This window comes from uncultured Thiodictyon sp. (assembly GCA_903837595.1).
GTDB lineage: Bacteria > Pseudomonadota > Gammaproteobacteria > Chromatiales > Chromatiaceae > Thiodictyon.
Genome location: CAILVI010000114.1, coordinates 1 through 5,345, shown reverse-complemented (window position 1 = coordinate 5,345; position 5,345 = coordinate 1). Strand labels below are relative to the sequence as shown.

The 5,345-nt window shown below is 61.3% G+C and carries 6 protein-coding genes; 3 read left to right on the top strand and 3 right to left on the bottom strand.

Annotated elements, in window-relative coordinates:
- The 3 genes from dndC to QZY44_RS06320 form a co-directional block, all read left to right on the top strand.
- Positions 1-834, top strand: an 834-nt coding sequence (dndC, locus tag QZY44_RS06330; protein WP_295443797.1) for a DNA phosphorothioation system sulfurtransferase DndC, incomplete at its 5' end; no start/stop codon positions are given.
- A gap of 121 nt (positions 835-955) precedes the next feature.
- On the top strand, positions 956-1,984 hold the full coding sequence (locus QZY44_RS06325; RefSeq protein WP_295443795.1) for a DNA sulfur modification protein DndB: 1,029 nt from the start codon (positions 956-958) through the stop codon (positions 1,982-1,984).
- A 47-nt stretch (positions 1,985-2,031) separates the two neighbouring features.
- Positions 2,032-2,955: an HNH endonuclease gene (locus QZY44_RS06320; RefSeq protein ID WP_295443792.1), complete on the top strand. Its 924-nt coding sequence runs from the start codon at positions 2,032-2,034 to the stop codon at positions 2,953-2,955.
- A 79-nt stretch (positions 2,956-3,034) separates the two neighbouring features.
- Here QZY44_RS06320 and QZY44_RS06315 read toward each other — a convergent pair whose 3' ends face one another.
- The 3 genes from QZY44_RS06315 to QZY44_RS06305 all read right to left on the bottom strand — a co-directional run.
- The gene (locus QZY44_RS06315) at positions 3,035-3,712 is read right to left on the bottom strand and encodes a hypothetical protein (RefSeq protein ID WP_295443790.1); all 678 of its coding nucleotides are present in this window, start codon (positions 3,710-3,712) and stop codon (positions 3,035-3,037) included.
- A gap of 271 nt (positions 3,713-3,983) precedes the next feature.
- A complete protein-coding gene (locus QZY44_RS06310; RefSeq protein ID WP_295443788.1) occupies positions 3,984-4,586 on the bottom strand; it encodes a hypothetical protein in 603 nt (200 codons plus the stop codon).
- A partial coding sequence (locus QZY44_RS06305) for a DEAD/DEAH box helicase family protein (RefSeq protein WP_295443785.1) occupies positions 4,567-5,345 on the bottom strand: 779 nt, incomplete at its 5' end. The genes QZY44_RS06310 and QZY44_RS06305, both read right to left, overlap by 20 nt.

Below are 5,345 nucleotides of genomic sequence, written 5' to 3'. Positions count from 1 at the left end.
TGGGGCTACGACAACCGGGAACTGCTCGGCATGTACGCCGGGGCCTCCGCGGACGGCGAGTGCCCACTGGTGGTGGATACCTCAACCCCGAGTTGCGGCGACTCGCGCCTCGGCTGTTGGGTCTGCACCCTCGTCGAGCAAGACAAGTCCATGGCCGCGATGATCCAGAACGATCAAGAGAAGGAATGGATGATGCCGCTCCTGGACCTACGCAACGCCCTGGACTTTCGCGGCGGCCCCGTCGATGCGCAAGAACACAGCGAAACCGACCGGCGCCTGCGTGACTTCCGCCGTATGAACGGCGCGGTCCAACTCATGAAAGACGGCCGCCCGATCCCCGGCCCCTACATCCAAGAGGCCCGCGAAACCTGGCTCAGGGGACTCTTGCAAGCCCAGACCCAGATACGCCGCCATGGCCCGCCGGAGGTCCGTCACCTCGCCCTGATCGCAGCGGAGGAACTCCAAGAGATCCGGCGCATCTGGGTCATCGAGAAACACGAGATGGAAGACTCACTACCCCGCATCTATCGGGATGTCACGGGGGAAGAGTATCCCGGTCGCCGGCTTGATGACACCCTGTCGCTCAGCCCCGAGGACATGGACGACCTACGCGCCCTCTGCGGCGGCGATACCCTGCACTTCCAATTGACCCGGGAACTCTTGAGCATCACCCGCCAGCAGCGCAACAGCGCCCGCCGGGTTGGCCTGAATCAGCGCATCGAACAGGCGCTCAGGCGCCATTTCTATGATGACCGCGAGGACGCGCTGGAACGCGCGAGGAAGATAGCCGCCGACCGCAAGACCGTCGCAGAGCGGCATCAGCAAGCGCATTGAACCCACCCGGCATGGACGAGCGCCGGGTCTTGGCGGATACTTCGACTTGCGCGCACGGACCATAGACCTGAGTCGCGTCGAAGCATCCTCAGCGATCCCGAACACAACTTCTGAGAACGCCATGCCTCTGACCACATTCATCGAATTCCACGGACTCCAAGGCACCCAGGCAGGCCGCCCCCAATACGCGGCCGTCTGGTCCCTGAGTCTGCTGCTGCGGATGCTCGACGAATCCCTCACCCGCACCCTCGCGGACGCACCGACCGACCACCGGTTCATCAAGGACCTGTCCGAACGGTTCGCCGCTGACCCCCGGCCGGTCTTTGACCAGCCGATCTTGCTCGGTGTCCGCGGTCCCATTGAGTTCCTGCCCTACGGCCTGCAACCGCCTTTCGGCGCCATACGCATGGACCCCACGAACGAGATCGCGATCCTCGACGGTCTCCATCGCGTCGCCGCGTTGTCCCGCGCCGAAATCCCAGCCAAAGGGCTCGCCGGTCTTAGCGTTCCTGTCATCATCACGCCGGTCGGCAGTGCTACCGAGATCGCCGAGCGGCGTGCCGCCATCACCAATCCAGTGAAGGTCGATACCCGCAAACGCAGAGCGCTTCGGCTGAAACGCGCGATCGATCGCGAGATCGCCAGGGACAGCATCGGGTTCTCCTCGTTTCTGAAGCGCGCTGTCGACCTAAGCACGCACCCCCGGTCGCTGCGTTCCGGTCGGATCTTTACCTTCACCGGTTTTGCTCGCGCCTGCCGCCCGTTGCTCAGGGATCAACTCGCGCCCGCCGCGCAACCCGCCGCGGAGTTATTGGCCGAGTGGTGGCAATACCTCGGAGACCTGCTGCCGCCATGGCGTCGCTTCGCGGCCAAGCTGATCACCGCGCCAGAGGTCCGGGAGCGGACCGTACTCGGGAACTACAGCATACTAGCCGGGTTGGCGCTAATCGGCGAACGCCTATTGTCCGAATCACCGAACGACTGGAAGGCGCACGTCGCCCCTTTGGGATACTTGGACTGGCAGCGCGACAACCCCCAGTGGCAAGCAAGCTTGGTCGCAAAAGGCAACGAATCAACGCGAGCGGCCTTTGAGATGATGCTCGCCGCTTGCAGTATTAGCGAGACTGGCCATGGCAACACCCCGCCCTGAAAGCGGCCGGCTGGTCCAAGCAGGATTTTAGGCGAGGAAGCAAGACAATGACGACCCCTGAGACCTGGCTTCATCGCCTCGCCAACCTCAACGTCGCGCAGACCGAGCGGCGGGGCCTCGCACCGCATAAGCCGCTGCTGTTACTCGCGGTCATCGACATGATCGAGGAAGGCAAGCTCACCGACCCGTGGATCAGCTACTCGCCTGAGTTGTTCTTTCGGTTCAGTTGCTATTGGCAGATCGTCTATGACCGTCAACTCAACCGCCCGGAAATGCGTATGCCGTTTCACGCCTTGGGCGGACACCGAGACCATATCTGGCAGCGCTTCACGGATGAGGGCGAACCGTCCCGCTCCAGGGAAACGACCAGGCTGTGCCACATGGACGATTCGCTGTGGGACGCGCTGGGGGCTCCGGCCTTTCGCCGCAGCGCCCGTATCCAACTCGTTGCCGCCTACTTCGACGCGGCCGAACAGATCGGTCTATGTGCGAGCCTCAAGATCCCTGAGCCTACTACGGAGGCGGTCGCGACCATCAAGCGGAATGCGGCCGAGTACAAGAAAAGCCTCGCCAAGGGCCGAAGCGCTCGATTCCGAAGCGATGTACTGACTGGCTATCGATTCACCTGCGCGCTGACCGGCTACCGCATGAACACGGACAACGAGTACCTTGTCGAGGCAGCACACATCCACAAGCATTCCGAAAGTGGGGACAACGACCCGCGTAATGGCCTGGCTTTGACCCGGGATTCACACTGGATGTTTGATCGGGGGCTCTGGACGGTGGATTTCCAGAACGGAATATACTTGGTACGCGTTGCAGAAGGAAGGTTTGAGGACGAGTCGCCGATTGGCCGGAGTCTGAGACAGCATAACGGCGCACTGCTTTACTTTCCCGGCGCCCCGGGTTTGCGGCCAGACCCCAAGCGACTGGCTTGGCATCAAAGCGTAGTATTTGTCGGTCAGAAATGACGCACGCTGTATTAAGAGCCCCTCGACGCGAAAGCATTAGACTGACATCTATCATGGAAACCCCATGAGCACAATCTCGCTAATCTCCTGATTTCTCGACAATACGGGTACCAAGATATTCATTGCATTTCGGGCAGCGATTCAATCCCGGCTCTTGCCCATCCCACATCGTTTCGCAATAGAGGCATTCGCAAGTAACGGGCCGCTTAGAAGCTGAAGGGGCATCAATCCCTCTTGAGTTGATTTGCAGCCTCCCTTGATTATCCTTATGCGACTGTATCGCCTGAGCGACTGCTTGCTCTAGTTTCTCCTCAGCCTGCTTACGTAACGCAGCGTCCCGCGGGTGGTAAACCCAACGTTTAGAAGGAACATCGTTACGCAGAAAATCAGTCAATACGCTAGCATAGGTTTCTTTACGATTGGCGGCTTTCGCGAATTCAGCAATGAGTCGATCCAAGTTGATTGCGATAACCCCCACCCTCTCACCATTTAACTTCGCAAATTCAGGTGGGATAGTGCGACCTGGATGCAAGAAATAGACAACGAAATCAAAATTCTCTACTTTGCCTTTGATGTCCACTAGCACTGCGCGGAACGAAACTTCAACTCGGCAGTCCTTCAGTACGATTGACGAAGCCGTGGGTACCGAATAGCTCATTTCTTGAATGGCGCCGAACTCTTCAGCGTAGCGGGAAACATGATCCGTAAACTTAGGCAACGCGAGTGGAAGTTCGCCATCGATTAATTGTCGAGCCATGAGCCGAACCGACAGGTAGAACGAAAAGGAACACTCATTTTCCGCCTTGCCATAGACGTTTCGACTGGCATGAGCGAAATGCCAGATGTTCTCTGTACCTTGCCGAGCGACGAGGGGGGTCCGGCAAGAGGGGCAGACGCAGTTGCAGTCCTTTCCGCGTGGCACCGAGTGGACATCGACGATTGAGCCATCAGATGAGCTTAGCCCAAATGGGATGTGAGTTAATCGGAAATCCATTGCTGCGGCATTTATTATGTTAGCGACCCAATGGCTAGCAAGAATGTTGGCATCGGTGGGAACCGCCTGCAGTTCGGGTACTATAGCAGCGAATCATATCTACGTTGGCAGCAGCCCCGACCAGCCGAGCGCGCCGCATCAGCAGGCGCAGCGCGGCTTGGTCCAACTCGGCATTGCCGGTATCGCCATGGTAGAACCGGGCGAGCCGGGTGGTGTTCTCGAGATACTCGTCGGCCTCCGCGTCGGTCAGGTCCACCAGAACCGGGTAGTAACGGTAACGACAGAGGCGCCCGTCGGCAATGGCCTGCGCTAGGGTGTATTGGTACACGATTGCGCCGAAGTAGTCCAGCACCGCGGCGGTCCCGGCGGGGTCGAAATGGCGCTCGGGGGTGGCGGAGAGGCCCAGGCGCAGGGTGATGCCGTCCGGGAGTACGGCGCGCGCGTTCTCGGCCCCCAGGTTATGGACCTCGTCGGCGATGAGCAGGCGGTGGACGTTGCCGGCGGCAACCCGCGGACGGCCCTGGGTTTCGTGTCGCTCGGCCTTGAATGCTGCTGGGGCGGGCGCACGGAACTGGCACGTCAGCGATGGGGGTATCGCGCCTCCCTGCTCGCGACACTCAACCCAGGCTACAGGCATCGCTTTGGAAGGTGGCGTTGGTGGTGACGATGACCTGGACCTGATCCAATCCGGCGGTGAGGCGTTGGTAGCCCTCTTCCAGTTGCGCCTGCCAGCGGTGGCGGCCCTCGAAACAGGCAATGGCGTCAATGCCGAAGGAGGCGATCTCCCTGATCCATTGGCGACACAGGTTGATGAAGGGGCAGACGATGATCACCATCAGGGGCCGGTTGCGCTCGGCGACCTTGCTCGCCAGGACCAGCGCGGTGACGGTCTTGCCTGAGCCGGTGGCCATGGCGAAGACGCCGCGCCCGCCGGCCTTGCTCCAGGCGCGGATGGCGTCCTTCTGGTAGGGGCGCAGTTCGAGTCCGGCGGGCGGGGCCAAGGTGGCGCCGGGGCCGGGCTCGCGGAATTGGTGGGGGTCGATGCCGGGCGGGGGCTGGTCGGGATTACGGTAGCGCTCCAGGAGCGCCCGGCTGGCCTGGCTGAAGTCGATGATACACAGGCCTGGGACCTGGCCGTTCCACAGTGATTCGAAGTCGTCGATGGCGGCCTGGACCCGGCCTTCCGGGTCTTTCCAGGAGCGGAACACGTCCAGGTGCTCGAAGTTTTCGACCAGTCCGCCGGCGGTCTCGGTGGCTGAGCCGGAGAAGCTGACGTGGTGGCCGCGGTCGTCGGAGAAGACGCCGGTCTTGGCATGGAAGAGTCCGCGGGCGTAGCCACCCTGGGCCGTGACCCGCAGCGCCAGTTTGATCTCCAGCCGGCCGGCGGCGGCGAGCC